The following is a 2593-nucleotide window of genomic DNA, read 5'->3' on the forward strand; positions in this document are numbered from 1 at the left end:
CGGCCCCGGGTCAGCAGCCGTCGTACCCGGCGGTGGGCATCGAGAGCCTGCGGTGCACATCGGCCTTCATCGCCGCGTCGTACACGGGTTCGTCCATCCCCGCGGTCTCCAGCGCCACCCCCCGCCGCTCGCACTCCGCGACGAACTCCCCCACCGAGGTCAGCGCCCGCGCCAGCACCCGCTCGCTGGCGGCGACGAACAGCTCCACCTGACCGTCGTCCACATCCGCCCAGAGCCCGCGGTGATCCGGGCGCAGCCCGTAGAACAGCAACTGCCTGGTGACCGTGTGCCCGTGCTCCGCCGCCCAGCGCGCGCACATGGCCTGCTGGCCTCGCGTGTCGACCAGGAAGGGCTCCCGGTCGAGTTCCTCAAGGGGGGTCAGACTGGCGATGGTCGCCACGCGTAAGCCGTTCATGGTCGTTCACCCTGCTCTCTCGTCGCCGCAGACCCTACTCCCGATGAGGCCATAGGCTCGTACGGGTAACGATCGGCGAGAAGGAGGGGGTCGCGTGCCGGTGGAGGTCACCTGGTGGGGTCATGCCACGTGCACGGTCGAGGACTCCGGGGTCCGGGTGCTGACCGACCCGCTCTTCGCGCGCCGGCTCGCGCATCTGCGCCGACGGCGCGGTGAGCTGCCGCCGCCCGAGGCCGCGGTCGCCGACGCCGTGCTCATCTCGCATCTGCACAACGACCATCTGCATCTGCCGTCGCTGGCCCGGCTCTCCGCGGGCACCCGGCTGATCGTGCCGCGCGGCGCGACCCGTGCCGTGCCGGGGCTGGCCCGGCTGGGGCTGCGGGTGACCGAGGTCGCTCCCGGCGATGAGACGGCAGTCGGACCGCTGACGGTACGGGCGGTCCCGGCGCTGCACGACGGGCGGCGGCTGCCGGTCGGCCCCCGCCGCTCCCCCGCGCTCGGCTATGTGATCACCGGGGAGTCGCGAACCTACTTCGCCGGGGACACCGGGCTCTTCGACGCGATGGCCGACGTGGTCGGGCAGGTGGATGTGGCGCTGCTGCCGGTCGGCGGCTGGGGCCCTTATCTCGGGCCCGGTCATCTGGACGCGGGCCGGGCGGCGCAGGCGCTCGCCGCACTCGCACCACATCGGGCGATTCCGGTGCATTACGGAACGTACTGGCCGATCGGCATGGATGGCGTCCGGCCGCATGAGTTCTACTCGCCGGGCGATGAGTTCGTCCGTCAGGCGGCCCGGCTCGCTCCCGGGGTCTCGGTGCACCGGCTGGGCCATGGCGAGCGGCTCGGGCCGGAGGCCGCCCGGTGAGTCCGCTCTCCTCGGATGTGCTCGGGCGGCTCTCCGACGTCATGGCCGGGCTGCCCCCGGAGTCCACCCAGCAGGCGGTGGGGTATCCCTCGCTCTTTCTGCTGGTGGCCCTGGGCGCGCTGGTGCCGGTGGTGCCGACGGGCGCGCTGGTGAGCTCGGCGGCGGTGGTCGCCCTGCACCAGACCGCTCCGCCGTCGCTGCTCTATGTCTTCCTGGTGGCGGCGTCGGCCGCCTTCGCCGGGGATGTGACGCTGTACTGGCTCGGTCAGCGCGGGGTGCGTTCGAAGAACGGCTCGCGCTGGCTGGAGGAGCTGCGCAGCCGTGCCGCGCCGGACCGGCTCCAGCAGGCGCGGGAGAAGCTGGACGACCACGGCGTCACGGTCCTGGTGCTCTCCCGGCTGGTTCCGGCCGGGCGGATCCCGGTGATGCTGGCCTGTCTGCTCGCCCGGATGCCGCTGCGCACCTTCGTCCGGGGGGACATTCCGGCGTGTCTGGCGTGGGCCGCGACCTATCAGCTCATCGGGATTCTGGGCGGGTCGCTCTTCGACGAGCCCTGGCAGGGCGTGGCGGTGGCGGTGGCGCTGACGGTGGTGATCAGCGGTGCTCCGGCGGTGTGGCGGAGGCTGCGCCGGGGGCGGCCGGACTCCCCGGACGGCCGCCCGGCCTGAGCCGCTCCGGGACCGGACGCTCCCGGACCGGCCGCCCTGGTAGGTCGCCTTATATCGCCTTACGTCGCTGTCGTCACGCAACCGCCGCCCTGGCGCACGCCCTGACCCGTCCCCGTCCCCGCGTCAGCGCAGTTCGGCGAAGGCGGCTCCCAGGTCGCTCAGCGCTGCCGCCACATAGGGCAGCTCCACCGGCTCCGGCGCCGCGAGGGAGGCCGCCCGCTGCTCAGCGGTCGCCCCCAGCAGGGGCGCCGTGGCCAGCCGCACCCGCAGTGCGCCCAGTTCGTCGCCGAACCGGTGTCCGCCGGGGACGGGCGTTCCGAGGCGGTCGGTCAGATACTCCTCCAGCTCCATGGAGTCGCCCACCCCCCGTGCGGCGAGGCCCGCGCGCAGCGGTCCGAGGTCGGCGTAGAGATGCCGCCCGGCGCGCGGCGGGCGGGCGAAGGCCCCGGAGGCGAGGACCGCGCGGTGGGCGGCGGCGGCGACCCGGGCGTACAGGGCGACCGCCCGTTCCCGGCGGGCGGCGACGGCCGCCGGCTCGTCGAGGGCGTGGGCGGCGGCTGCGGCGACCGGCTCGGCGACGATCGCGCCGAGCGCGGTGAGGACGTCGAGGGTGCCGGCCCGCAGGGCGGCCCCCCGCTCGGTGGC

3 protein-coding genes and 1 pseudogene are annotated in these 2593 nt (G+C 74.5%); 2 read left to right on the forward strand and 2 right to left on the reverse strand.

From position 1 onward, the window contains the following. Positions 1-10: 10 nt before the first annotated feature. On the reverse strand, positions 11-415 hold the full coding sequence (locus FF041_RS20070) for a hypothetical protein (protein ID WP_153524082.1): 405 nt from the start codon (positions 413-415) through the stop codon (positions 11-13). A gap of 94 nt (positions 416-509) precedes the next feature. Here FF041_RS20070 and FF041_RS20075 point away from each other — a divergent pair, with 94 nt between their 5' ends. Continuing rightward, positions 510-1280 (forward strand): MBL fold metallo-hydrolase, encoded by a 771-nt coding sequence (locus FF041_RS20075; protein ID WP_323392239.1) that lies wholly within the window; start codon positions 510-512, stop codon positions 1278-1280. Between the two features lie 41 nt (positions 1281-1321). After that, a complete protein-coding gene (locus FF041_RS20080; RefSeq protein ID WP_153524083.1) occupies positions 1322-1948 on the forward strand; it encodes a DedA family protein in 627 nt (208 codons plus the stop codon). Between the two features lie 123 nt (positions 1949-2071). On the opposite strand, the pseudogene FF041_RS20085 reads toward FF041_RS20080, so the two are convergent. After that, positions 2072-2593: pseudogene (locus FF041_RS20085) on the reverse strand (pyridoxal phosphate-dependent aminotransferase); the annotation flags it as partial.

This window comes from Streptomyces jumonjinensis, assembly GCF_009600885.1.
Taxonomy (GTDB): Bacteria; Actinomycetota; Actinomycetes; order Streptomycetales; family Streptomycetaceae; genus Streptomyces; species Streptomyces jumonjinensis.